This window comes from Leptospira koniambonensis (genome assembly GCF_004769555.1).
In the GTDB taxonomy this organism is placed as follows: Bacteria; Spirochaetota; Leptospiria; order Leptospirales; family Leptospiraceae; genus Leptospira_B; species Leptospira_B koniambonensis.
On sequence record NZ_RQFY01000004.1, the window covers coordinates 1,780,870 to 1,804,057 of the forward strand.

Here is a 23,188-nt window from a genome sequence, read left to right on the forward strand (position 1 = left end):
ATACTAAGGTCTTCTTTTGCTTGTCAAAGAACAAGGATCGATTCCTTATGTTCGAAAAACAAGAATTGGATCTACTTTGGTTCGTTATATTATTCCCTATATCTTTTTATACTTATTCTATCTACCTTTCAGAATTCTTCCTTATAGGATCTGCTTAGTCTACGGAAGATTTTTGGTATGTCTTCTTTATCCACTCGCTAAAAAACATCGTAAGATCGCTTATGATAATATTTCGTATGCGTTTCCTGATTATTCTGAAGAAAAGAAGAAGGAACTTGTATGGAAAAGTTTTCTTCATATTGGTGACCTTCTCGCAGGTACCTTATTTGCTCCTCGTTTAAGTCGTAAATGGATGGATAAGTATCTTGTTTACGATGCAGAATCTTTAGCAATCGAACAAAAAACGATACAAGATGGAGTAGGAGTTGTTCTGATCTCTGGACATTTTGGTACCTGGGAAATTCTTGTGCAGTTCATGGGAATCAGAATGAAGGGAGGAGGGATTTATAAAAAAGTCCGAAACCCTTATGTGGATAGACTCATTCATAAATTAAGAACTAGGAATGGTATCAAATTAGTTTCCACTGAAGAATCCAGCCAAGTTACTAAGATGTTAAAACAAGGTTATTGGGTAGGATTTGGTTCTGACCAGAATGCAGGTAAGGTCGGGATCTTTGTGGACTTCTTCAATCGAAAAGCTTCTACTTACCAAGGTCCTGCATTGATGGCATATTTGACCGGTGCAAAAATGTTACTTTATTCAGTTTTATGCGGAGAAGGTGGAAAGGTTATGGTCCGAGTCAAGGATCTTGGCTTTGTAGATAAGTCTGCATTCTCCGATAGAGAAGCTGCAATTCGTCATTACACCGAAGTTTGGACGAAAGCATTAGAGGAAGAAGTGAAACTGTATCCTGAACAATATTTTTGGGTACATAGAAGATGGAGAACCAAACCGGGGGATTTCCCGGGTCAGATCTAATCATGGTTCCTGCGATTCCGATTATCTCTTTTACGATCTGCGTTTTTTCAGCATTCCTGATATTTACCAAAAGACCTAGGTATTCTTTCGATTCTATTTATTCTGTATTTATAATCTTTCTCTCAGCTCCTCATCTTGGACATTTATTAGTCCATAAATTCGAATGGGGTCCTGAGTTTTTAGATTTTTCCATTATATTCCCTTATACATACGGTCCATTATTATTACTTTATATTCGAAATTTAACAACGGAAGGTAAAAGTTTCAGAAGAACGGACCTTCTTCATTTTGTTCCTTTTATAATTCTAGAATCTATACTTTTATTTAGATTATTCTTTATTCAGCCTCCTGAAGAAGAATTTTATCCTCATGATTGGCATAGACCGAGTAGAGGATTTCATCCTAATGGTGGGATACTCGTTACTTCTATGCTTGTGTATTCTGTTTGGACATTCTTACTTTTGAACAGACATAGGAAGAATATAGTAAATCATTTTTCTAATATAGACAGTGTTAAAGATCTACGATGGATGTATTGGAGCCTTGTGTTATTCGTAATATCCACAGGCGTACATTTTTTGTTAGAAGGTTTACTGTTTACGGATCTTCCTCCTGAAACTTACGAACCTAGGTTAGTTAGAGGTGCTGCAGTTTTAGCTTTTTCTGTTTTCTTTTGCTGGTTTGGTGTAAGGCAAACTGTAGTTTATACTCATAGAGAACTTCATGCGTTTAAAGAAAAAACATTAAATGAAGCAGAGGATATAGAAGAAGAACGCAAAAAATATGAAAAGTCAGGGCTGAGAGAAGATATGGTCCCTGAATTTCTCTCTAAGATCCGAAATTATATGGAATCTGAAAAACCTTATAAAGATTCAGAATTTTCCATCGATCTACTTTCTGAAAATACGGAAGTGCCTCGTTTCTATATAACACAAATATTAAGCGAAACGTTGGAAACAAATTTCTATAATTTTGTAAATGAGTACAGGATCAAAGATATCATCTCAGCTTTGAAAAATATTTCAGAAGAGCGTCCTAATTTTTTGAGACTGGCCCTTGAGTATGGCTTTAATTCCAAGTCCACTTTTAATACTTCTTTTAAAAAAGTCACAGGAAAGACACCAACACAGTATTTAGAAGAAATTTCCAAAATCGTTTCTGCTTAAAATTTTAAAAATATGGTTCGAGCCGATTGGGACGGTCGAATTCATTCGAAAGATTTCGTAAATTATTCTGAACTAATAAGTTTGGAGTAGTTATGCTTCGTTTACGATCTATTCTATTGATTGCTGTTGCTGCCTTTGTTTGGAACTGTGATAGCTCCGGAGGAACTGATCTTTCTTCCGCTGCGGTTTTATTTTCCGCTTCTCAATGTACACCTACAACTTCTACCACAATGCCTACCACTCTTACGAGTCCTGCTTCCTGTTCTGCTGCAATTTACAATACAACAGATGACCGAGGTCTTGGAGGTCCTACTTGTGTAACTAGTATCGCTGCAGAGGCTCCTTGTTGGATAAAAGATAATTTTCATTGTGTAACTGTTACTGTAGAAGGTTCCAATTATGTAATCACAACTACAGATAGGCCGCCTCATTCAAGTTCTTACTATACTGGTGCAGGAGATGGTGCTTATTATGATAGTTCTATGGATTCAGGCTTCCACACTAATCCAAATCATATCATTGCACAGAATATCACTATGACCATTCCTGTTACTCCTACAGTTACCGATTGTTCTCAGTCCAATGCAGGAACGGATTCGGTGGGAATTACAACATTGGGAGTTGTGATCTTCAATAACCAAGCGGCTCCCGGAGATTCTTTTGCAACTGAGTATTACACAATGGACCCTGCCCAAGGCCATCCTCAGAATACTGGAAAGTATCATTATCATACCGAACCTTATAAGATCACGAATAATGATGATAGTTTTGTCGGGGTCATGTTGGATGGATTTCCTATCTACGGAAAGAAAAACCAATCAGGTTCTTATCCTACATTGGATTCTAACACTCATACAACTTCTTGCACTCCAACAGAATTTCCGGATGGAACGTATTGTTATCATGTGGAGAACAATACAGGTTTGAACGGATATATTATAGGAAGTTACTTCAAGGGAACTCCAGGTTCCGTAGACTGATCAGAGGTCAGATTGAAGATCTATTTACTCTCGATTTGTTTTCTTTTAGTCGCTTGTGATCCTGTTCAGGTCGCAAGCACTGATCCTTCTATCACACGAAACGGAAGAATTGTTTTTTATAGAGGAGAAAAGTTTTACGGACGATTGGAATCAAAGGCAGAAGAATTGGGAATCTTTCGGGTAACTTCCTATAAGAATGGTTTGCCCGATGGGATCGAAAAAGATGTGCATTCTAACGGCCAGATTTTAGCAGAAAGAGAATTTTCTGCGGGGAAGAAGATAGGAACTCATCTGGGTTGGTTTCCTGACGGAAAAAAACGTTTTCGTAATGAATACTTAGAAGGCCAGTTCCATGGTTCTCAATGGGAATGGAGAAACTCAGGATCCTTATACTCTTATGCAAAATTCGACCATGGAAAAGTGGTCGGAAAAAAAATGTGGAGAGAGAACGGACAGATCTATATGAATTTTGTGATCTATCAGGGGAGAGCATACGGAATGACTGGCGGAAAATTATGCAGTCAAATCAGAGGAAACGAAGATGGAAATACGATCTTATTCTAAAATTTTATTCTGCAGCTTAGTTATCATTTCTCTTTTCACAGCTTGTACTAAAGATCCAAAAGAAGAATATTCAGAAGAGATCACTGACTTCTCCTTTCCTCAAAAGGACAAACTTCCTTTATATTATGGAAAAGATCTGCAGCCTGTTTGGGAGAATAAAAATTCTACTAAGCCAAGAGAGATTTCTAAATTTATAATGAAGGATCAGGAAAATCAAAATATCTCAGAAGGTTTCTGTAAGGGAAAAATTACTGTGATTTCCTTCTTCTTCACTAAATGTGCAGGGATTTGTCCTACGATCACAAACAACTTGAGTTTGATCCAGAAGGAGTTTGAGTCAGATCCCAATATCCAGATTTTGTCCTTCTCCGCGACCCCTGATCTGGATTCTCCTCAGGTCCTAAAAGAATACGGAACTAAACGGAAGATCCGTTATGAAAAATGGAAACTTCTGACCGGAAACCAAAAGGAAATTTATACTTTGGCAAGAGATTCATTTAATGCGGACACCGCGATCCCGAAGGAAGACGCTAAAAAGAAACTTACTGAAAATGATTTTCTTCACTCAGATCACGTATATCTTTTAGATCCTCAACTTAGATTGCGTGGAATTTATAACGGAAAGATGAAGGCATCTGTCCAAGAATTGAATTCAGATATAGAAGTTTTGAAACGAGAACTTTGATCTCAAATTCAAAGAATGATTTGAGATCTTTATCTCTCTAATAATAATTCTGCACTTACGGGACAATGATCTGAAAGGCCTTTTTCTGCACTTGGGTTTCCGTCAAAATTACCATCATCAGATTCAAACTTGGCTTGGACAAAACTCCCTTGTTGCCAATCCATATTCGTGATCAGGTAATCTATAAAGCCGTCATGATGCTGCCAACAATCTGATTTTTGCTTATAATTTGCTACTTTAAGTTTCAGATTTCTTTGCAGGATTTTTAATAGATCTACTCTTCTCTCCAAAACCTCATTAAAATCTCCTAATAGAACAAATTTGCCTAAGGAGGGTAGGATATCCTTTAGCGCCAGTATTTGCTCTTTTCTTTCCTTCTTATCTTTAGGAGAATGACCGGCTTTTAAATGAACTACTACAACCGAGATCTTTTTGCCATCGAATATAAACTCTGCGAGTAGTCCTTTTCTGAGGCCTGGTCGCATAGAAAGTTGTTCTAATTCACTGATAACTGGTGCACCCAGTTCCTTCTTCCAACAAATCCCTAATTCTTGGGAATATCCTGGGGTTACGGTCGCTTTACAATTGTATTCGTTTATTATAATATGATGAAGAGCGGTTTCATTTTCTATTTCTTGGAATCCGATTATGTCAGGATGATTGGATAGGATTAACTTTTTGATCTTAGCAAAATCTTCTTCTGTTCTGTGCTTTCTATCTTTAGGGAATTTATGTGAGTCTCCAATCTCATCGTATAAAAAGTACGAATTGAAGCTTGTTACTTTGAGTTTTTTTATGGGACCTTTCGCGATAGTGGAGATTGTTATTAGGAAAGCGAAGGGAATTCCCAGAAATAAGATCAGTGCGCGGTGCATCATTCTTTCCAAATTAGATTTTTGAATTCATATTTTAATGATATGAAAAAGTAAAAGCCAGGAATTTTCTTATCGTTAAGAACGATCGTTCTAATCATATCTATCATAAACTTAGTTTTGTATTCGAGATCTTTTATCTTCTAAAATAGACCTTATTAAGTATAAATAGTATCCATTTAATTGATACTAAGTCTCAGATAAAAATGCAAGAAATCGCCAAACCAATCGCGTTTTTACGCGTTTACTTGCAATTTTAACCGAAGCCAAAATCCTTGTTCCCAAACCTTATTTTGGAACCCACGGGACTTCTCACGAATGAATAAGAAAGCTTTGAAACTTTCGGTTCCGCTTATTGCTATTGCAGCAGTGGCTTACCTGATTTTTTCTCCCTCCAAATATGTAGGCTACTCTCCGGATCAGCCTATACCTTTTAACCACAAGATTCACGCAGGTGATAATAAGATAGACTGTCGTTATTGTCACACTGGTGTAGAAACAAGCGCGCACGCAACGGTTCCGAATACTTCAACTTGTATGAACTGTCACTCGCTTGTTGCAAAGAACAGCCCAGATATAAAATTTTTGAGCGAAAGTTACTCGAACAACAAACCGATCGAGTGGGTGAAAATCCACGACCTTCCGGATCATGTTCAGTTCAATCACTCTCGCCATATCTCAAGAGGCGTGGATTGTTCACAATGCCACGGCAATGTAGCTGAAATGGTCAAGGTCAAGCAGGTAGCATCCCTGAATATGGGATACTGTATCAACTGCCACCGGGAGAATAACGCTCCTACCGACTGTTCCACCTGTCACAGATAATCAGGAGATAGCATAACAGATGGATAAAAAGAATTTCCAGAAAGAAAAGAAAGCTCACTGGCTCTCCCTCGAACTGAAAGATAACGAAAAAGAAACGAAGGATCTAGCGCGCTCTGAATTTTTCACTTCTCCGGATCCAGTCATCGCAAGGATTAAGTCAGGGGAATTTGATCGTAAGACCTTCCTCAAATTGATGGGTGCGGGAGTCGCAATGACTTCCTTAAATTGTGTACGCAAGCCTGTCGAAAAAATTGTTCCTTATGTGGATCTGAAAACTGACGAAGGTACTTTTGATTTCGTAAAACACGGACATGCATATTACTATGCAACCGCATTCAACGGAACCGGTTACTTAGTAAGATCTAAAGATGGTCGTCCTCTAAAATTAGAAGGAAACGAAGATCACCCTGTATCCCAAGGTGCTCTTGGCGCTTCCGGACAAGCTGCTATTTTTGATCTATATGATCCAGATAGAGCACAAGATCCGGCGGCTGTTTCCGGCGGAAAAGTGGAGAATATCCAATGGAGCTCTTTGGATTCCAAAGTTCAGGAAGCTCTTTCTAAGAACAAAGGTAACACTGTAATCGTAACAAGACCTCTTGATTCTCCTTCCACCAAAGCGATCATCGCTGACTTCTTAAAAGCAGTAGGTGGGGGACAACATTTAGAGATCTCTATCACTTCTCCAGAAGATGCGATCTCTAAAGCTCAGGCTGCTTCTTACGGAAAGGCACTTGTTCCTAACTATAATTTCGAATTGGCGAACACTATCCTGTCCATCGATTGCGATTTTATGGGTGGATGGTTGTCTCCTGAAGAACACCAAAAGGATTTTGCTAAACGCAGAAACCTAAGAGATGGAGCAAAAGATCTTAACTACTTCATCGCAGCTGAATCCATTCCTACTATGTCTGGATCTAACGCGGATCTTAGGCTTCCTATTCGTCCTGGCGACCAGTCTAAACTGGCTCTTGCAATTGCTGCAGGTTTGGGAGAATTAGGAGCAAACACCAAAGATATTACTGGAGCTTCTACTGTAGAAAGTCTCGCGAGCGATCTTGGTGTTAGCGCAGAAGGTATCCGCAAAACAGCAAAAGCTCTTTGGTCAAACAAAGGTAGATCTCTCGTGGTTGCGGGTGGTCTGGCTGCTTCTACCAAAGAAGCTGTTGATCTTCAGATCCTTGTGAACTTCTTAAACTCTACTTTAGACAACGACGGTAAGACTGTTGATTACGCTTCTCCAAAAAAAGAAGGTTTAGCTGATTATTCAGGTAACCTAAACAAACTTACTGAAGCATTAAAACAAACTAAAGTAGGAGTTCTATTCCTCTACGATACTAACTTGGTTTACCAAGCTGGCGATTCTTGGAAGGACCTTCTTCATAGAGCTGCTTTAACTGTAAGTCTTGCGGACAGAGCGGATGAGACTGCACTTGCTTCCAACTATCTGGCTTCCACTACTCATTTCTTAGAGTCTTGGGGAGATTCAGAAGGAACTAAGGGAATATTCTCTATCCAACAACCTGCGATCCGTCCTCTATTCAATACTCGTTCTTTCGAGGACAGCTTGATCGCTTTCGCAGGCGGATCTCTTAGCGGAGAAAAATCATTTTACGAATACGTAAAGAACTCTTGGACCAAAAAACTTGGTTCTAAACAAAGATGGGAAGACCTTCTTAGAGTTGGAACTACTGTAAAAGCTAAAGACCGCAGAAAAACTGCAAGTGCTACTCGTGGCTTCAATAAAGCAGCCCTGAAAAAGCCTGCAGGTTATCCAGCTGGAATCCGTTTGGCTCTTTATGAGACAAGCTCCATTGGAGACGGTAGAGCAGCGAATAACTCTCTATTACAAGAGCTTCCGGATTCTGTTACCAAGGTTACTTGGGACAACTATGTAATCCTTTCACCAGGACTTGCAAAAGAAAAAGGGATCCAATCTAACGATGTGGTTTCCGTAAAAACTACCAAAGGTTCTATCGAACTTCCTGCTCAGGTTCAGCCTGGAATGCACAAGGATACGATCGGGATCGCGGTTGGTTACGGTAGAACTGCAGCTGGTAAAGTAGGTAACGAAGTAGGTAAGAACGCATATGTTCTGGCAGAAGACGGAGTCTTCTCCGGAATTTCTGTAACTTCTCTTGAGAAGACAGGTAAAACTTACAAGCTTGCTTGCACCCAGCACCACCACGTTTTATCCCCAGGTTTCGGATACGAAGATCGTCCTTTGGTTCAATCTACTTCTTTGGAAGAATGGAAAAAGAATCCAGCTTCCGGAGTTAAAGAATCCGAAATTCCTAAAATCAAAAAAGACGGTAAGATGGTCTATGCAGTCGGAGCAAATCCGGTGCATGAATACCCTGGTTATAAATGGGGTATGGCTATCGATTTGACTGCTTGCACCGGTTGCGGTTCTTGCGTCATCGCTTGCCAAGTAGAGAATAACATTCCAGTTGTAGGAAGAGACGAAGTTAGAGTGGGTCGTGAGATGCATTGGCTTCGTATTGACCGTTACTATATCGGTGATCCTGAAAAACCGGAAGATCTACAGATCGCTCACCAGCCTATGATGTGCCAACAGTGTGATAACGCTCCTTGTGAGACTGTTTGTCCGGTTATGGCAACTGTTCATAGTTCTGAAGGGATCAACGACATGGTTTATAACCGATGCGTTGGAACTCGTTACTGCTCTAACAACTGTCCTTACAAAGTTCGTCGTTATAACTGGGCTCAGCACTGGTATAACGATACCGGAGCCGAAAAAGGATCCAGAACTCCGAGATATCTCGGACTCAATCCTGAAGTTACGGTTCGTGGTAGAGGGGTTATGGAAAAATGTAACTTCTGCGCTCACAAAATCGCAGAGGCTAAAATCCAAGCCAAGAACGAAGGCAGAACTCTTAAAGACGGAGAAGTTCGTTGTGCTTGCGAGCAAAGCTGTGCTGCAGACGCGATCAGCTTCGGTAACACCAACGATAAGACTTCTAAGGTTTCCAAACTTAGTGCGGATCCTAGATCTTTCCGAGTTCTTGAGTATTTAAATGTCGGTCCCCAGGTCGCATATTTGACCAGGGTAAGAGCTTAATCCGGAGTAATTAAAGCGCTATGTCTATACCTAACGCAATCAAAGAAGCCCTGGATATCCAACCCTTAGTCACTGGCGGCAAGTCCGTCCGTGACGTTACCGAGGATATCCTCAAGCCGGTCGAAGCTTTCCCCACTTCTCTGTGGTGGAAGGCCTTTATTCTGGCTCTTACTATTACCGTAATCGATTTAGGTATCATCGGATACTTGGTATACGAAGGTCTTTATATCCTCGGGATTAACAATCCTGTAGGTTGGGGATTTTTCATCGTAAACTTCGTATTCTGGATCGGTATCGGTCACGCTGGAACTCTGATCTCTGCGGTTCTTTATCTGTTCCGCCAAGAGTGGAGAACTGGTATTAACCGTGCCGCAGAAGCGATGACCATCTTCGCGGTATTAACTGCTGCATCCACTTTGATCATCCATATTGGACGTCCTTGGATGGGATTCTGGTTATTCCCTTATCCGAATGAAAGAGGACCTCTTTGGGTGAACTTCAGATCTCCTCTGATCTGGGATACTTTTGCGGTTTCCACTTACTTGAGTATCTCTCTTGTTTTCTGGTATATCGGTTTGATCCCTGATATCGCAGCTGTGAGAGACAGAGCGACGACTCCTCTTCGTAGAAAAGTTTATGATATTCTTTCCTTCGGATGGGTTGGATCTAACAAAGCATGGTCTCACTTAGAGACTGTTGCGATGATCCTCGCTGCATTGTCTACACCTCTGGTTCTTTCGGTGCACACGATCGTATCCTTCGACTTCGCGGTTTCCATCGTTCCTGGATGGCACACTACGATCTTCCCTCCTTACTTCGTTGCCGGTGCGATTTTCTCCGGATTCGCGATGGTGGTTACTCTGATGGTAATCGCAAGGGAAGTCTTCCAACTGAAAGATTATATCACGATGAAACACTTGGAAAACATGAACAAAGTGATCATGGTTACAGGTTTGATCGTTGGTCTTGCTTATTCGACTGAGTTCTTCATGGCTTGGTACTCAGGAAACGAATACGAAGGATTTACCTTCGTAAACAGAGCATTCGGACCTTACGGATGGGCATACTTCATCATGTTCAGCTGTAACGTATTCGCTCCTCAGGTATTCTGGTCTAAAAAGCTTAGAAACAGTATCCCTGTAATGTTCATCGTTTCCATCATCGTAAACATCGGTATGTGGTTCGAACGTTTCGTGATCGTAATGACACTTCACGCGGACTTCTTACCTTCCAGCTGGGATAAATACATTCCAACAGTTTACGACTTCATGATGTTACTCGGAACTTTCGGTATCTTCTTCACTATGTTCCTTCTCTTCTGTAGATTACTTCCAGTAATCGCGATCGCAGAAGTGAAAACAGTAATGCCTCATAAAGATGGAGGTCATCATTAATGTATACTCCTAAGAAAGAACAGTTTCATACTTTCGAAGAAACAGAGAATGGAGTTTTCGGATTATTCGATTCTCCTGCTCAGATCATAGAAGCGGCTCAAAAAGCAAAGGAGAAGGGGTTCACCAATTTCGATTGTTTCACTCCGTACCCTGTTCACGGACTGGATGACGCAATGGGTCTTCCACGTTCCGGACTTCCTTGGGTAACCTTCTTCATGGGAATTTTTGGATGCACTGTTGGTTTCTCCATGCAGTATTTAACTCATAAATACGATTGGCCGATCAATATCTCCGGAAAAAGTTTCAACGCTTGGTTTGCTTATATTCCAATCACATTCGAGTTTACAGTGTTCATGGCTGGACTTTCCACAGCTGCAGCTTTGTTCTTCCTGGCTAAACTTCCAAGAACCGGTCGTAAGGTTTTACATCCGGACATCACTACCGACAAATTCGCACTTTGGATCCCTTCCAACTCTGCGAATTATTCAGAAGGTTCAGTGACCGACTTTATCAAAGGCCTCGGCTCTAAACATGTCGAGACGGTGAAATAGGAGAATTTTGATGATTTCACTGCAAAGAATTTTTGCTCTTTCTCTCGCGGGTCTAATACTTTGGAACTGCGAGTCTAAGACTCCTCCTATGGAATACATGCCGGATATGGCTGACTCTCCAGCAAGAGAGGCTCAGGAAGCGGACTCTAATTTTCCGAAAAATACTTCCTTACGTCTTCCTCCTGTAGGAGCAGTTCCTCAAGGATATTTCCCTTACGAGTACTCTGGTTGGACTCAAAGTTTGGATGCTCTTCCAAACAAGGGACTTGCGAATCCTATCAAAGGAGATCTGGCTACTCTTCAAAAAGGAGAGATCAAATACCAAACGTATTGCAGCCCTTGTCACGGTGTTAGAGGACAAGGAAACGGAACTGTAGTAGGTCCTGCTCCACGTTTGAATATGGCTCAGGCTGACGGAAGTCCAATGGCTGCACTTACATCTGCAATCGCTAAAGGATATTCCGACGGACAGATCTATCATATCATCACTGAAGGAAAGGGAGCTATGAAAAGTTATGCTTCTCAAGTTCCTTCTGAGGATCGTTGGAAAATCATATTATATGTTCGTAAATTACAAGAATACGACAATAGAACGGCTGGTAAATAATGGAAGTTAAAGTAGAACAAAACTTAATCAACTTTAAGTTGGATTCCAAAACCAGAAACGCTCTGGTCGGAATGATTCTAGTAGGATTAGCGAGTATTGGTCTTGCGGCTTTCGGTCTTGGACATCCAGAACTTCGTCATGAAGGTGGTCATTCCAATCCAGCTTGGTCCGCATACTTAGTCGGCGTATTCTTCATTTTGGGAATTACACTTGCAGGGATTTTCTTTACCTCTTTGGCACATATCACAGGTGCTCATTGGCCGGTAACTCTTCGTAGAATTTCCGAAACTTATGGATTATTCGTACCTGTTGCTGCAGTTCTTCTTCTTGTTCTGATCTTGGGAGCTCATGATCTTTATGAGTGGACTCACGCAGAAGCGGTAGAAGCTGATAAACTTCTTAAACACAAAAAGCCACTATTAAACATCGGATTTTTTACCGGGATGGTGATTGTTTTAGGAGTTGCTTGGTCTACATTCGGATATCTTTTCTATAAAAGATCTGTTACCCAAGACAGCGACAAAGATGTGGCACATACTCAGTTTAGCGCGAAGTTAGCCGGAGGATATATCATATTCTTCGCACTTTCATTCTCCTTAGTTTCTATCATGCTGGTCATGTCTCTTACTCCACACTGGTTCTCTACTATGTTCGGAGTTTACTGCTTTGCAGGAGCTTATCAGGCAGGACTTTCTTCTTTCGTGCTTATGGCATATTATCTGAAGAAGAGAGGATTTTTAGGAAATCTGGTGAACGAAAACCATATCCATGACTTAGGAAAATTTATACTCGGTTTCACAGTATTCTGGGCTTATGTTGGTTTCTCTCAGTTCATGTTGATCTGGTATGCTTCCATTCCGGAAGAAACTTTCTTCTATGAGCAAAGACTAACTGGCGGATGGGAATATCTGACTTTAGCATTGCCTGCAATCAAGTTCGCAGTTCCTTTCATGCTCTTGTTAAACCGTCCAAACAAAAGAGATATCGATTTCTTAATGAAAGTTTCTCTTTGGGTGTTGTTTACTCAGGCTACTGAAATTTTCTGGCTGGTATATCCTGCTAATTTCGTGGATTTCTCTTTCGGAGGATACTTAGTATCTTTGGGATCCGTGGTTGGAGTGATCGGATTATTCGGTCTGGTAGTTCTAAAAAGATTGGAGAAAGCTCCTTTGATCCCGGTGGGAGATCCGAGATTGGAAGACGCTTTACACCACCACCAATAAGGAAAAGGATCATGAAAAAATTAGCATTAAATATTACGATCCTCGGAATTGCAGCTCTCTTATTGGGAGCTTGTTCTAACACCGCTCAAATCGTAGGGAATATCAACTGCCCTACATTAGAAAAAGGTAAATTAGATCCTAAAGTTGGGATTCTTTCCGGCGAAGAGACCAATGTTCAGATTGAACTTCTTCCTGTAGGAACTGTAGTAAAGGTTTATGATTACAGAAACCATTACTACATCGCGAAAAAATTGGTTCGTATCAAAACTGAGAAGAACGAAGGTTTCGTGGATCCAGCTTGTTTAGTAGTAGCTCAGAATCCTGACGATTCCGTTTTCAAATGGGGATATCGTTCAGATTATAAACCTTTCTTGGATAGAGAGGATAGAGACAGATATAATCATAAAAACGATCCTAAAGCAGCACCTGACTCAAAAGGAAGATCTGCAGACGGATTTGAATATGATATCTACAAGAACCTTCCCAAAGACAAGGTTCCTCTGGCAGATCTGGCACCTGAGCTGAAAAAGTAAAAGAAGAACGTTCTTTTATCCGTTTCAAAATTCACAAAGCCCCCTCCGAATTTAATTCGTTGGGGGATTTTTTTTGCAATATAGGAAGAGAGAAATTATGAATAAAAAGATACTAATCAGAAAGTTCGCTGCAGGTTTACTCCTTCTGTTCTTTTCTTGTTCTTTAATTTTTCATACGATTATTATATCTGGTGCAGTCCCTTTCTCCATAGTATGGGGAGGGAGATTAGAAACCTGGGAACAGATGATCGTATTTGAATCAATTTCTATTCTTCTAAATTCGCTTTTTCTAATAGTGATAGCGTTAGATTCTCGATATATAAAATTTCGAATTCCCCGGAGAGTTGTAAGGATCGCAATTTGGATCATGGCTGCAGTCTTTTCTTTAAATACTATAGGGAATATCTTCTCTCTGAATTCTACTGAAACTGTAATATTCACTCCAGTTACTTTAGTGATCGCTTTATGCTGCTTGGTCTTAGTGTTGATTCCTTCCAAAGAAGGCCTGGTGGATTAGTAGATTTTAAATTATCCTTGCCGAATTCATTCAATAATTTCACGTTACTCTCCGTATGAAAAATCATCTTAGAAAGTTATTTACTCTTTCTTTAATATTCGTCGTTCTTTCAACGATAGACTGTAGTACTCGAATTTATCCAACATTAGGCGAGCCTTATGTTCGTAAGACCCTTGCTGAAAATCAGAAAAAACCAAAAATCGCTTATATCGGGTTTGCGGGTTTTAAACAAGAGTTAACCGCTTCATACGGCAGAAGACGGACTTATACGGCTAGTTTAGACTATTCGAAAAGGATTTTAACCGATCCTTTATATGGAGATTTCGGTTCCGATGAGCTCGCAAAAGTGAATCAATTCCGACGAGATATTCCTTCGCTAAAAGTTCGCAATTTCGTTTTTAGCTTTTTGGATTCAGTTCGTCAATCCGGTTTGGAGGACATGAAGAAGTATGTTCATGTAGTGCCGCGTGGAAAAGAATACGATTATTTTCTAAGAGATCATGGATTCGATTATTATGTAATAGGGACCCATCTACCTGCTTTTGCTGAAAGTGCAGAAGATGAGAATTTCTTTCATATTATTTCTTTTCCCTTTTCTTTCTTCACTTTAGGAATACTTCCGTTTGTCGGAAAAGGAAAGGCATATACTACGGTGATTATTTTTGATAAAAACCTAAATGAGCTTAAACGTTTTGATTATAATAATAGATTCACTGAAATATCTGCGCTTTGGATGCCTGCATCCAAATCTTGCGAAGTTTTGCGATGCCTCAACGGCGATAATGCGAGAGCCAACATGAATGAGCATATTTACTCGGGCCAAATTCCTGCTATCGAGAAGGACATCGAGTCGGTTATTTTCAAATAAATCCAAAATTTGGTTTTACCCGATAAATTTTTTACTGGTATCTTAGCTGGGAATTGGTTAGAGTTTCTGAATGCGTCTGCTCTTTCTCAGCGTCTTATTTCTATTTTTATTCAATGCTTGTGCTTCCAGATACTCACTTGCTCCAAGCGGCGATGTGGGAACTCCTACAAAACAACTCACTAAAAAATTTAGGATCGCTTATTTAGGATTTAATACTTTTAAATCCACTAAATTAAAAAATCCAGATGGAACGGTTGACTTTGAAGCTCTTTCAGATCCATATTCCCGCACGATCAAAGAACCTATTGGAGGAAGTTTTCCAATTCCGGGAGAAAATAAACCAAACGGAATTAGAAAGGATTTGGTCCAAGAGAAGGTTACTAAATTTGTAAAATCCTTTTTAGAGGTAACAGGTCCAACTGGTATCAAAGAACTAGAAAAGTTTTTAGAGATCTCAAAAACAGGTGAGAATTATACATATTCTTTCAAAAATCTTCCTTATGATTATTATATCGTGGGCCTACATTACCCTGTTTTCGAAAAAACAAGAAATGTTGGTTTGAACTTTGTAACTATTTTCTCCAGTTTATTTAGTGTGGTAACTTTGGGGATACTGCCTTCTTACGAGGCGTATACTGCGAATACAAAAGTTTTAGTATATGATAAAAACTTAAATTTACTCAAAGAACTGGAATACAATAATAATTACTCAGTATGGAGAGCGCTATGGGTTTCTCCCAATCCTAAGGAATGTGGGATTGGAAGTTTGAGCTGTCTTGGAATGTTTACTCCAACACTGGGAACAAATCCACCTATGGTATTTGAAGTAAGTGTTCCTAAGATCAGTGTCGACTTAATTGATTTTATAAATACTTTGAAATAAGAAAAGATACCCGGGGATGGATGGTCCCCGGGAATAGAAGCTATTTAGCGAGAAGGGATGCGAGGAGACTTTTCTTATCGATAGGAGAATCGAAAATAGAAGCAGAACAAACTTTATAATTTACGGCACTAGGACAACTCGCCGTTCCTCCGATCTTACATCCTGACTTCTCACATTTTTTACGACTTTCGGAAGTATCAGAACCTGAATAACTACAATAATCCCTACAATTCGAACTAGAGCCTGAACCACAAATATAACATCCGTCTGCATAAAGGCCAAGTTTTGAATGAGCAGAAAAGATCAGAATGAGAAGTTGTGCGATAAGTAGTTTTTTCATAGATTCCCCAGACTCAAAGTTTAATTAATAATTTATTTCCAAATTTTAAACTAGTCAACCGATTAATTTTAAGAAATTTATTCTTTAAGTACAGATTAGTTCCATATCAAATGAAAACTTCCGCTTCACGAAAACGTAGCTAAAACCCATCTTTTTAGCGAGTTTTCTTAGGTTTTTAAACTCTCCCTAAATCTAGGGATACGTTAGTCGATCCGTGTTCCCTAACGGATAAGATTTGGTAAAAATTTTTTTCCAAAAGAAGGCGATTTTGTCTGAAAAAAATCAAAAACGAAAGACATTCAAAGAATAAATTGTGAGTCGGTTAATTCCAAAAGAGTCAATTCGCTTATTAAAAGCAGCCTAGTTGTATTATGCAATATTTTGAAAAGAATTCCAGAGCTTTAGATTATATCGTTTCTAAGGATCAGAAAAAGCACGTTATTCTGAAATATCTGCTAGACCAGGAACTTTCTCTTAAGATCTATCCTTTCGACCAAAAAGCCGTCATTAAAAAGTATTTGGAAGAGGATGAAAAGGTTCTTATCCGTATGCCCGAGGGCTGGGAAGAAACGGGAGAGAAGAAGGTCTCCTTATTCAAGATCCTCGCAAAGTATATAGAAATTGACTGTCAGTTCCTTCAAAAAGCGGAGAAGGACCTCTATCTATTAAAGGTAGAAAGACTCGCCATCGCAAAATTGAATCGGGAAACTGTTAGGGTTCCTGTTTTAAACGGCAAAGCAGTCGCTACCAATCTAATCACACCTAAAACTGTGATCGAAGCGAATATGTTCAATATTCCGACTTTGATAAAGGTTAATCTAGAAGATTATAAAAATCGTCTTAAAAAGAATAGCTCAGACAATATAGTGATAGAGACATTCAAACCTGGTTTGGATAGAAAGTTCGAGATCGTAAAACGTTCTCGCAAGTCTTTGTTATTAGAAGATACACAAAACACTAATTCTTATTCTGAATCAGGGCCGGATCGTTTGGACTATACTAAAGATATTGACGATGATATCGGAACGATAATCCGAAAATTTAAAGACCAAAAAATTATTTCTGAACTTATTCGCCCTATTATATACAAAAACCATTCTGATCAACCGATCCCTATAGGTTATATTTGGATACAAAGTAAGGATAAAAAACTCAGTTTAGATTATTTGGAAGAGCTTGGCAGACTTTCAGACGAAGTTGTTGGCCGGATCAAAGAATCAAATACTATCAAGACCACCGAAAAATTTACGATCTTAGATGCTTCTGCCCGAGGACTTAGGGTGAAGATCCATGATCCGAATTTAATAGATAGTTTACCCAAACAAGAGGGCTTTATTTTAGATGTACTATTTAAAATGCAGGCTCCTTTGACAGTTTCCGCCGCGATCCGCTGGTGGGGAAAGGATGAGGATGGAAATTTAACTTTGGGTTTAGAGTTTAAGAGTAAATCAGATCATCCCGGAGAAAGGGACAGATATATTAAGAATTTAGAATTAATGCAAAAAGGCGCACTTTAATTTAAAAATCGAATCTTCCTTGTGGGTCTATAAGAGAATCAAAATCCTTAAAAGATGCAAATTCCGCCCACACTTCTCTAAAAACCCCAACTAACATTTTTCTATAATATTCTTTATCAAAACCTGTTCTTTTGATCTTGTTTGGATAGAGTTGTAATTCTTCTTCTGGCATATACCTTGTATCTTTGGTTTTTGCTTTTTGGTTCAATACTAAATATTTTATTTTTTCTCCTGCTTGCACATCCATCCCAAAATCTTTCAGTTTCATCATGGAGAGTGCGGTGGCACCCATTACTTCGTATTCTTCTAATTCTCTGGAGCTGGACTTTACAAGGAGCAGATCTTCCGGCGAGATTAGCTCTTCTCGGATCATAGAATCATATTTATGATATATGGATAAAATTTCTGGTTCAGAATTTTTTAGATCTTTGATTGCCACTTTAGTTCTCATCCATTCTAACATTTCACCTTGAGCTCTTGTGATAAAGTAAGGCAGATCTTTTCTTCTGGCTCCTATCCCTCTACATTTCAATTTTCCTGATTGGAATCTTCCCATGTACCTGTTGGCAACTGGCATTTCGGGATCTTGGCTGGAAGGAGGAAAAAGTAGCCAAGTATAGATCCCATCCACTTCCATTCTGATCCCTGTTCTTTTTTGAATTTCTAAACATAAAAAATCAAGTTCAGCTGAGCTTAAAGGAGAAGAGTTATAATTTTTTATAAATATACTGTCTGTGATTGCATGAACGAATTCATAACCGAATTCTTCTGCAGTTTCTTTTGCTAGTAAAAGTTTTTCTCTTCCAAATGCATTTACACTTTCATGGCTTTCCAATCTTCCGAATTTTGCATTTCTATAACCTAAGTATCCGAAAGAAGTGACTAACATCCATTTTAAACTAGCTTGTTTTGCTTCATAATCCTCTAATTGTTTTCCGGAAGTGATCTTGGATTGTTTTTTATAATAAGCTCTTCTTTCTAACACATGCTCCAGGGCCTCCGATACGACTCCTTTACGTTTATCGCATATACGATATCCTATATCCGGTGCCTTTGGGACTGTCTCGTCGTTTTCACAGCATAGGCAATTTACACATTCTGGAGAAATATTATGCATCGCCATAATACTAGGATACATCTGAGCAAAATCCAATTGGGCTACATTCTCCGCTATTTTTCCAGAACTAACATCTGGCTGGAAAACTAAACCTCCTTTATCTGCGTCTAAAAGTTGAAGTGCAGTTTTTGGGGCTTCTACCGCACTTTTTTGCCAAGGAACTAGGTAACCTCTTCTTAAAGCTACATCCGTTTCGATATAAGTAAGTGCCTTTCCTGTGGATGCTCTTGCCATTTTTTGCATAGGAAGCCTGGACAATCTGGCGAGTTCTACAACTCCCATTAGGTCCGCTTCCTTATACACGAAACTATTCTTGGAATCTATATGCCATCTTCCGAATAAAGGATAAGAAGGTGCCCTAAATACAATATTTCCATAAGTGAAATAGCTGGTTCCCTTAGTGCTGATATTCCTTCGGATAGGAGTGCTCCTATCTCTGTCCAATGCGGGAAGAAATCCCTGCCTTTGGGATTGGTAGAATATATAGGGAAGAATGACCTGATCTCCATATCTGGTCAGAAGGATGTCGGGGTCTTCTGACCTTAGGAGTATATCTAGTTTTTCTAATAATCTTCTTGGATTTGTTCCGGATAATTCATGATAATCGTTGTCTGTTCGAACTATCAAAGGATTGTTTTCTATATTGATCCTATGGCTTTTTTGGAGATCCAAATACATGATCTTAAATTTGGGAACCTCATAATCCATTTCCGAAGGAGAATCTTTTGTCCTAACATTTACGATCCTTTTTGCTCCAGGATCTTCTGTGTAATCTATCTCCATCTTACATAAGGGAAATAGCCCTTTCTGGAACATGTAGCTTGTGGGAAGATCCAGATCTGAATGATAGATCTCGAATTTTCCATATAGAGCAAATAATTTGCGACTGATCTTAGGTAGGATAGAGGGTCTGGTAATGATAATTTTTAGGACCGGAACAGTTTTGTTTTCATAGAATAGATTTCTATTTTCATAAACTGGGATATCTACGATTGCATCTAATTCGAAAAGTCGTTTTACTAATTTTTTAAGTAGATCCGCTTCTCCTCTTGCATATATGATTGGATTAAATTTATCTAAAAAGAGTTGAGATTCACCTTCTTCGTTTTTTAGCCAAAGATATACTATGTCCTCCGCATGATAAACGTCGAACAAATATCCTTTGGCTGTTTGGATGTTCATTCCGGCTTCCGCAGAGCTTCCATTTCTTTTTTTAATTTAAGAATTTCCTTTTTCAGATCTATCATCATCGTAAGAAGCATAATATCGATCGGATAAGGAGAAGAGGCCATCACTCCAGCTTGTACCTGTAATTTTGAAGTTCGGATCAATTCATCAAAAATTTCCTGGTCTGGTTTACGAAGTCCTCTTCTGTATTGCCCAAGACTGGACTCAATGTATTGCATTTGTCTGGAATATGGAATAACTGTCCTACCCATAAATAAACTCCTGTTTTGGATCGGGATCTGTTCCGATCTCGTATATAGATTTTGCTTTCCTGATCTTTAGATAAGAATGACCTTCCACCACGTTTAGCTCCCAGAGATCTTCTGAAAGAGCGACTAACTTAGGGAAAATTTTTTGAAAACTGGGATGAGTGTATTTTGTGGATTCTACAAGTACAATCGGGATCTGTTTGGAACGTATACGCTCCAATAATAATACTAATTTTTCCAAAAGAAAAAGGCCCTCGTCGTCTTGAACATCCCCATCAAAGAATTGTTTGCAAGGAGCCAGAATGAAATAGATCGTATTTTCTTTTGTAGCTGAATAGATCTCTTGGACAGAATCCAAAATCTGATAAGGGGTGAATGCTCTTTGGACCAAGATTTTTTCCAAAAGAGCCTCGGGTGATACTCTTCTTTTTCTGGTCTCTTCTGCAATCGTGAATACGTCGAAACGAATGGCACAGTCCAAATTGAAAACTTGAAATCCTGAAACTGCAAATGCGTATTCCCAGAGGAGGGCCAATTTATAGATTCCCTGTCTTCCTGTTAAAAGACCAACATTGTCCCTGCTCCAGCCAAGGACTGGGCGAAACAACTGGTCTTGGAAACCTTCCAGGGGACCTAAATACATATATACTATATAAATGATATGTTAAAAAATGTAAAGTGATTTGAGATGTGGGAATTCCAAAAAGAGGAATTTGTGCTTTGGACTAGTGCAATTATGTCTTGTCGAAAAAAATTTTCCAAAATCCTTGGAGGTATGGAATCAGATCATTTCAAAACGGTCCGTGCACGCTCTGCAGTAGATTATCTTTTTAGGACCGTCCACCAACATCATTCTCAGCTCAGCCAAATGGCAGACCAGAAAGCAAATATTCTGATCGCAGCATCATTCGTAATACTTTCACTTTCATTGGGATATGTCCAAAGACCTACCTATAGAACTGGCTTACTAACTCTGATGGTATTTATCGTAATTGCGGCAAGTTTAGCTATACTTGCTGTGATGCCTACATTCAAACAAAAGAAGAACGGCAAAGATAATCCTTTGTTCTTCGGACATTTTGCTCCTATGAGCGAAAAAGAATTTATGACTAAGATGGAAGAGATCGCTTCGGAAGATTCTTCTTTATATGAAGCATTGACTCGAGATCTATATCAGCTAGGAAAATCTCTCTACTTTACAAAATATAGATATTTGAGATGGAGTTACCGTTGTCTTTTAGTTGGGGTTACTTCTTCTATGATATTAATATTCCTGGAAATTAAAGGAATTCTTTAATAAAATTTCTCCATGAAAGAATCTGAGATCGTTCTTCGGGTCGCGAATTATGGAGATCTAAAAACTTTAGAAGAATGGGATGAAAAAGAACATGTGATCGAATCCGATCCGAATGATGATTGGGGTTGGGAAACCGAACTCAAAAGATTTCCGGATTGGAGAGAACAATTGATGGCGGAGAAGGACGGGACTCCTATAGGCTTCGTGCAGATCATTGATCCGCAAAAAGAAGATTCTCATTATTGGGGAGAGATCGGATCCGGCTTTATGGCGATTGATATATGGCTCGGTGACGAAAAAAACTTAGGAAAAGGTTACGGGACTCGCATCATGAAGGACGTCTTGGAAAGATGTTTTTCTAAGTCTTCTGTTCATTCTATTTTAGTGGACCCACTTGCCAAAAATTCCAGGGCCCATAAGTTTTACGAAAGATTCGGATTCAAATTTTTAGAAAACCGCAGATTCGGATTGGATGATTGCAAAGTTTATCATTTGATCCGAGAAGATTGGGAAAAATTTAAAAGATAGGTCTTAATTCAAGACTACTGTTCATTTTTCTTTCTCTTCATTCTTTTTATTAAGTAATCTCTTAGAGCCAAGAAAGGTCTTTCCGTTATGTAGAAGATAGGTATGCAGGCTAGAAATACAAATAAGGTAGAATAAATTCCGATAAATAGGAATGTTGCAAACCCTATATCTTTTATCAAAAATATATTTGATAGGGCAAATATTGAAATCGTTATAAAGGCCCCATGCCATAAATACATCGTATAACTTATCCTTGCTATTGGCCTAAAGACCGAAAGGCTAAAGAATTTATTCCAAAAGCTACCTTCAATTAAAGATACTGTAAAGAGAAGAGCGTAACCGATTTGAAATAAGGTAAAAAGAAAGACTAAATTTCCTGCCGTTCGATGTGTTAAGAAGGCAACACTTAAAAATACTAGAGCACCAATACTTAGGGTCAGATTCGTTTTAAATTTGTTTTCTTTAAAAACAGAGGGCTTCCACCTCACAAATTCGGCAATGAGCATGCCGACTAATATTGCATCAAATCTTGTTTCGGTGTGAGTATCTATCCAGAACTTACTTAGTCCGGCAAAATAGTACGCCCCTCTTAATAGAAAGGGTATGAAGAATACGCTTATAATTAAAATTCTTCTAGTGGTATTCGATAGTTTGAAAAGAATAAATAGGCACAGACTGGGAACGATCAAATAAAATTGTTCTTCGATAGATAAGGACCATCCATAATTGAATAATCTATCAGGAAAATAATTAGAAATGTATAGAACATCCCCCCATGAATTTGAAAGTGCTTTTCCTAAGGACTCATGAGCAATTATTTGATCTGGAGTTGGATTTTGTATCTTCTCAAAAAGTTTATAAGTATGACGAGATTGAATGTAACCAACCAATATGCAAAGATAATAGGCCGGCATAATCCTTAAAGTTCGTTTCAGATAAAAAGTTTTTAGATCAATTTTAGAACTTCTTTCATTTTCATCTAAGAGACCTCCATAGATAAGAAAGCCACTTAGCATAAAGAATAAATCTACTCCGGTTCTGAGATTCTGGCAAATCGATTTGATAACATCGTTATCTGTTTTAAGAATCCCTAGATGAAATAAGATAACTAAAAAAATAGAAAGCGCTCGGAGTCCATTTAGGGCGGGGACTTCTGATTCGTTTTTCGAGAATAAAAATTTCAACGGATGATTTCCTTGGATCGATTCAATCTAAAATCATAGG

Annotated in this window: 24 protein-coding genes; 18 read left to right on the forward strand and 6 right to left on the reverse strand. The window is 39.0% G+C overall.

The genetic code is table 11. The features are described from left to right. Positions 1–76 precede the first annotated feature (76 nt). The 5 genes from EHQ52_RS12405 (at position 77) to EHQ52_RS12425 (ending at position 4,374) form a co-directional block, all read left to right on the forward strand. A complete protein-coding gene (locus EHQ52_RS12405; RefSeq protein WP_135615727.1) occupies positions 77–979 on the forward strand; it encodes a lysophospholipid acyltransferase family protein in 903 nt (300 codons plus the stop codon). Next, positions 940–2,145: a helix-turn-helix domain-containing protein gene (locus EHQ52_RS12410; protein WP_244244856.1), complete on the forward strand. Its 1,206-nt coding sequence runs from the start codon at positions 940–942 to the stop codon at positions 2,143–2,145. Before EHQ52_RS12405 ends, EHQ52_RS12410 begins: the two co-directional genes overlap by 40 nt. Before the next feature lie 92 nt (positions 2,146–2,237). After that, the gene (locus tag EHQ52_RS12415; RefSeq protein ID WP_135615450.1) at positions 2,238–3,125 is read left to right on the forward strand and encodes a YHYH protein; all 888 of its coding nucleotides are present in this window, start codon (positions 2,238–2,240) and stop codon (positions 3,123–3,125) included. A gap of 12 nt (positions 3,126–3,137) precedes the next feature. Continuing rightward, on the forward strand, positions 3,138–3,689 hold the full coding sequence (locus EHQ52_RS12420) for a toxin-antitoxin system YwqK family antitoxin (protein ID WP_135615451.1): 552 nt from the start codon (positions 3,138–3,140) through the stop codon (positions 3,687–3,689). Further along, positions 3,667–4,374, forward strand: coding sequence for an SCO family protein (locus EHQ52_RS12425; protein ID WP_135615452.1), 708 nt, complete (start codon positions 3,667–3,669; stop codon positions 4,372–4,374). The genes EHQ52_RS12420 and EHQ52_RS12425 overlap by 23 nt, the downstream gene beginning before the upstream one ends. Positions 4,375–4,403: 29 nt before the next feature. On the opposite strand, the gene EHQ52_RS12430 is transcribed toward EHQ52_RS12425, so the two are convergent. After that, entirely contained in the window at positions 4,404–5,252 is an 849-nt protein-coding gene (locus EHQ52_RS12430) for an endonuclease/exonuclease/phosphatase family protein (RefSeq protein WP_244244857.1), read from the reverse strand. Between the two features lie 312 nt (positions 5,253–5,564). On the opposite strand from EHQ52_RS12430, the gene EHQ52_RS12435 reads away from it, so the two are divergent. The 10 genes from EHQ52_RS12435 to EHQ52_RS12480 all read left to right on the forward strand — a co-directional run bounded on the left by EHQ52_RS12435 (position 5,565) and on the right by EHQ52_RS12480 (position 15,729). Continuing rightward, complete coding sequence (locus EHQ52_RS12435) at positions 5,565–6,071, forward strand: cytochrome c3 family protein (protein WP_100724966.1); 507 nt, start codon at positions 5,565–5,567, stop codon at positions 6,069–6,071. Between the two features lie 19 nt (positions 6,072–6,090). Then, the gene (locus EHQ52_RS12440) at positions 6,091–9,153 is read left to right on the forward strand and encodes a TAT-variant-translocated molybdopterin oxidoreductase (protein WP_135615453.1); all 3,063 of its coding nucleotides are present in this window, start codon (positions 6,091–6,093) and stop codon (positions 9,151–9,153) included. 26 nt (positions 9,154–9,179) lie between these two features. Continuing rightward, positions 9,180–10,547, forward strand: coding sequence for an NrfD/PsrC family molybdoenzyme membrane anchor subunit (gene nrfD / locus EHQ52_RS12445; protein WP_024863936.1), 1,368 nt, complete (start codon positions 9,180–9,182; stop codon positions 10,545–10,547). Further along, entirely contained in the window at positions 10,547–11,098 is a 552-nt protein-coding gene (locus EHQ52_RS12450) for a DUF3341 domain-containing protein (protein WP_135615454.1), read from the forward strand. Before nrfD ends, EHQ52_RS12450 begins: the two co-directional genes overlap by 1 nt. Positions 11,099–11,108: 10 nt before the next feature. Next, positions 11,109–11,705, forward strand: a complete 597-nt coding sequence (locus EHQ52_RS12455; protein WP_135615455.1) for a c-type cytochrome — start codon at positions 11,109–11,111, stop codon at positions 11,703–11,705. Continuing rightward, positions 11,705–12,928 carry a hypothetical protein gene (locus tag EHQ52_RS12460; RefSeq protein ID WP_135615456.1) on the forward strand — a complete coding sequence of 408 codons (1,224 nt, stop codon included), beginning with the start codon at positions 11,705–11,707 and terminating at the stop codon, positions 12,926–12,928. The genes EHQ52_RS12455 and EHQ52_RS12460 overlap by 1 nt, the downstream gene beginning before the upstream one ends. Positions 12,929–12,939: 11 nt before the next feature. Next, entirely contained in the window at positions 12,940–13,461 is a 522-nt protein-coding gene (locus EHQ52_RS12465; RefSeq protein WP_135615457.1) for an Lsa16 family lipoprotein adhesin, read from the forward strand. A gap of 97 nt (positions 13,462–13,558) precedes the next feature. Then, entirely contained in the window at positions 13,559–13,978 is a 420-nt protein-coding gene (locus tag EHQ52_RS12470; protein WP_135615458.1) for a hypothetical protein, read from the forward strand. A gap of 55 nt (positions 13,979–14,033) precedes the next feature. Beyond that, positions 14,034–14,846 carry an Lp29 family lipoprotein gene (locus EHQ52_RS12475; RefSeq protein WP_135615459.1) on the forward strand — a complete coding sequence of 271 codons (813 nt, stop codon included), beginning with the start codon at positions 14,034–14,036 and terminating at the stop codon, positions 14,844–14,846. 70 nt (positions 14,847–14,916) lie between these two features. Next, the gene (locus tag EHQ52_RS12480; RefSeq protein ID WP_135615460.1) at positions 14,917–15,729 is read left to right on the forward strand and encodes an Lp29 family lipoprotein; all 813 of its coding nucleotides are present in this window, start codon (positions 14,917–14,919) and stop codon (positions 15,727–15,729) included. 40 nt (positions 15,730–15,769) lie between these two features. Here the strand turns inward: EHQ52_RS12480 and EHQ52_RS12485 are convergent, their stop codons facing one another. After that, positions 15,770–16,069, reverse strand: coding sequence for a hypothetical protein (locus tag EHQ52_RS12485; protein WP_135615461.1), 300 nt, complete (start codon positions 16,067–16,069; stop codon positions 15,770–15,772). 371 nt (positions 16,070–16,440) lie between these two features. On the opposite strand from EHQ52_RS12485, the gene EHQ52_RS12490 reads away from it, so the two are divergent. Continuing rightward, entirely contained in the window at positions 16,441–17,586 is a 1,146-nt protein-coding gene (locus EHQ52_RS12490; RefSeq protein ID WP_135615462.1) for a DUF1577 domain-containing protein, read from the forward strand. A 1-nt stretch (position 17,587) separates the two neighbouring features. Here the strand turns inward: EHQ52_RS12490 and EHQ52_RS12495 are convergent, their stop codons facing one another. Genes EHQ52_RS12495 through EHQ52_RS12505 form a run of 3 tightly spaced genes read right to left on the reverse strand, consistent with a single transcriptional unit; the run spans position 17,588 to position 20,782 of the window. After that, positions 17,588–19,885 carry a DNA polymerase domain-containing protein gene (locus tag EHQ52_RS12495; RefSeq protein WP_135615463.1) on the reverse strand — a complete coding sequence of 766 codons (2,298 nt, stop codon included), beginning with the start codon at positions 19,883–19,885 and terminating at the stop codon, positions 17,588–17,590. Further along, positions 19,882–20,142 carry a DUF8156 family protein gene (locus tag EHQ52_RS12500; protein WP_135615464.1) on the reverse strand — a complete coding sequence of 87 codons (261 nt, stop codon included), beginning with the start codon at positions 20,140–20,142 and terminating at the stop codon, positions 19,882–19,884. Before EHQ52_RS12500 ends, EHQ52_RS12495 begins: the two co-directional genes overlap by 4 nt. Next, positions 20,135–20,782, reverse strand: a complete 648-nt coding sequence (locus tag EHQ52_RS12505) for a hypothetical protein (RefSeq protein WP_135615465.1) — start codon at positions 20,780–20,782, stop codon at positions 20,135–20,137. The genes EHQ52_RS12500 and EHQ52_RS12505 overlap by 8 nt, the downstream gene beginning before the upstream one ends. Positions 20,783–20,914: 132 nt before the next feature. Here EHQ52_RS12505 and EHQ52_RS12510 point away from each other — a divergent pair, with 132 nt between their 5' ends. Both EHQ52_RS12510 and EHQ52_RS12515 read left to right on the forward strand, forming a co-directional pair. Continuing rightward, a complete protein-coding gene (locus EHQ52_RS12510) occupies positions 20,915–21,436 on the forward strand; it encodes a Pycsar system effector family protein (protein WP_244244858.1) in 522 nt (173 codons plus the stop codon). A 12-nt stretch (positions 21,437–21,448) separates the two neighbouring features. Then, positions 21,449–21,964: a GNAT family N-acetyltransferase gene (locus tag EHQ52_RS12515; RefSeq protein WP_135615467.1), complete on the forward strand. Its 516-nt coding sequence runs from the start codon at positions 21,449–21,451 to the stop codon at positions 21,962–21,964. 14 nt (positions 21,965–21,978) lie between these two features. Here EHQ52_RS12515 and EHQ52_RS12520 read toward each other — a convergent pair whose 3' ends face one another. Next, a complete protein-coding gene (locus EHQ52_RS12520) occupies positions 21,979–23,148 on the reverse strand; it encodes an acyltransferase family protein (RefSeq protein WP_135615468.1) in 1,170 nt (389 codons plus the stop codon). Positions 23,149–23,188: the final 40 nt, after the last annotated feature.

Coding starts and splice junctions, on each gene's coding strand:
- EHQ52_RS12410 (WP_244244856.1), top strand. CDS start 940: ATGGAGAACCAAACCGGGGGATTTCCCGGGTCAGATCTAATCATGGTT.
- EHQ52_RS12415 (WP_135615450.1), top strand. CDS start 2,238: ATGCTTCGTTTACGATCTATTCTATTGATTGCTGTTGCTGCCTTTGTT.
- EHQ52_RS12425 (WP_135615452.1), top strand. CDS start 3,667: ATGGAAATACGATCTTATTCTAAAATTTTATTCTGCAGCTTAGTTATC.
- EHQ52_RS12430 (WP_244244857.1), bottom strand. CDS start 5,252: ATGATGCACCGCGCACTGATCTTATTTCTGGGAATTCCCTTCGCTTTC.
- EHQ52_RS12435 (WP_100724966.1), top strand. CDS start 5,565: ATGAATAAGAAAGCTTTGAAACTTTCGGTTCCGCTTATTGCTATTGCA.
- EHQ52_RS12440 (WP_135615453.1), top strand. CDS start 6,091: ATGGATAAAAAGAATTTCCAGAAAGAAAAGAAAGCTCACTGGCTCTCC.
- EHQ52_RS12450 (WP_135615454.1), top strand. CDS start 10,547: ATGTATACTCCTAAGAAAGAACAGTTTCATACTTTCGAAGAAACAGAG.
- EHQ52_RS12455 (WP_135615455.1), top strand. CDS start 11,109: ATGATTTCACTGCAAAGAATTTTTGCTCTTTCTCTCGCGGGTCTAATA.
- EHQ52_RS12460 (WP_135615456.1), top strand. CDS start 11,705: ATGGAAGTTAAAGTAGAACAAAACTTAATCAACTTTAAGTTGGATTCC.
- EHQ52_RS12465 (WP_135615457.1), top strand. CDS start 12,940: ATGAAAAAATTAGCATTAAATATTACGATCCTCGGAATTGCAGCTCTC.
- EHQ52_RS12470 (WP_135615458.1), top strand. CDS start 13,559: ATGAATAAAAAGATACTAATCAGAAAGTTCGCTGCAGGTTTACTCCTT.
- EHQ52_RS12475 (WP_135615459.1), top strand. CDS start 14,034: ATGAAAAATCATCTTAGAAAGTTATTTACTCTTTCTTTAATATTCGTC.
- EHQ52_RS12480 (WP_135615460.1), top strand. CDS start 14,917: ATGCGTCTGCTCTTTCTCAGCGTCTTATTTCTATTTTTATTCAATGCT.
- EHQ52_RS12485 (WP_135615461.1), bottom strand. CDS start 16,069: ATGAAAAAACTACTTATCGCACAACTTCTCATTCTGATCTTTTCTGCT.
- EHQ52_RS12490 (WP_135615462.1), top strand. CDS start 16,441: ATGCAATATTTTGAAAAGAATTCCAGAGCTTTAGATTATATCGTTTCT.
- EHQ52_RS12495 (WP_135615463.1), bottom strand. CDS start 19,885: ATGAACATCCAAACAGCCAAAGGATATTTGTTCGACGTTTATCATGCG.
- EHQ52_RS12500 (WP_135615464.1), bottom strand. CDS start 20,142: ATGGGTAGGACAGTTATTCCATATTCCAGACAAATGCAATACATTGAG.
- EHQ52_RS12505 (WP_135615465.1), bottom strand. CDS start 20,782: ATGTATTTAGGTCCCCTGGAAGGTTTCCAAGACCAGTTGTTTCGCCCA.
- EHQ52_RS12510 (WP_244244858.1), top strand. CDS start 20,915: ATGGAATCAGATCATTTCAAAACGGTCCGTGCACGCTCTGCAGTAGAT.
- EHQ52_RS12515 (WP_135615467.1), top strand. CDS start 21,449: ATGAAAGAATCTGAGATCGTTCTTCGGGTCGCGAATTATGGAGATCTA.